Genomic DNA, 1129 nt, shown 5'->3' with positions numbered 1-1129 from the left:
TTATGAATTTATAAATTTAGCTTTTGAAAATCAAGAAGTTATTAAGCGCTTCCGCAATGAAATACATTATTGGGAAAGCAAAACTGGCAAAAGAGTTTTTCCGCTTGATAAAATTAATAATTCTATGAAAAATATTCCCGAGCGCAAAAAAAAGCTTCTTAAATCATTGGGGTATATTAAATAACATCTTATTTGTAAGTGAGACTAATTTTTTAAAAAAGACAATTGTGAAGCGATAAAAAGGGAGAGGTGTGGTTCTTGAATTCTATAAGCTAAAAGCAATAATCCATTATTTCAAAGAATATAGGCTAAGCTTAATGAACGATTGTACTTCGTCAAATGAATTTGGATAACTCATGATATTTCCTAAGCTATCGTTTATGTATAATAAAACCAAGCAAGGGAAAATATGTCTTTATCTTAAATCCAGAAACACGGCTTGAAGGTGATTTAATTACTCATATGCTAAAACATATGGAGAAAAATAAAACAATAGGACTCTTAGGACCGAAGCAGATAGATAGTCAAGAGAGAATCCATACATCCTGCCGAAAGTTTTTGAATTTTCCTTATATATTATTTTACAGAACCCCCTTAAATCGTTTTACCTTCTCAAAAAAGATAATTGATAATCATTTATTAAGTGATTTAGTTTTTAATTAAAATAGAGAAGCTGATTGGGTATTTGGCTCAGCAATGTTTATTAGAAGGGAAGCTTTGAAACAAGTAGGTCTAATGGACGAATGCTTTTTTCTTTATATTGAAGATATGGATTGCTGCAGAAGATTTTGGGAAAGAGAATGGAAGGTTGTATTTTTTAGTGATACCTATATTATACATAAAGCTAAATATGAAAGTACAAGAAGTAGATCAAAATTTTTACATAAAAAAAAGATTTAGTATCAGGAATTTTCAAACCCCTAGAATTCTAAAACGGACAATTAATAATTACGATTGCATAAGGTAAAGAGTATTTTATCTTATCCTTATTATAAAATATTTAGAGCCATTAATCCTTATGGTGATGGAAAAGCCGCCCAAAAAATCGTTGACATTCTTAGAGAAAAAATCCAGTGAATCTTGTAATAACAATTAAAAAAAATATTGCTCAATGCTCGGTGTATAGTGT

The 1129-nt window shown here is 29.3% G+C and carries 2 protein-coding genes and 1 pseudogene; all 3 read left to right on the top strand.

What is annotated here, in order from left to right; translation table 11 throughout:
• The coding region (locus tag KJA15_00015) for a hypothetical protein (GenBank protein MBZ9571719.1) at positions 1 to 184 on the top strand (184 nt) is incomplete at its 5' end.
• Between the two features lie 290 nt (positions 185 to 474).
• Positions 475 to 663, top strand: a complete 189-nt coding sequence (locus KJA15_00010; protein MBZ9571718.1) for a hypothetical protein — start codon at positions 475 to 477, stop codon at positions 661 to 663.
• Between the two features lie 21 nt (positions 664 to 684).
• Positions 685 to 900, top strand: a pseudogene (locus tag KJA15_00005) (glycosyltransferase).
• Positions 901 to 1129 lie beyond the last annotated feature (229 nt).

This window comes from Patescibacteria group bacterium (assembly GCA_020148145.1).
Lineage (GTDB): Bacteria > Patescibacteriota > Minisyncoccia > Minisyncoccales > JAHCRE01 > JAHCRE01.
This window is presented reverse-complemented; position numbering and strand designations above follow the sequence as displayed.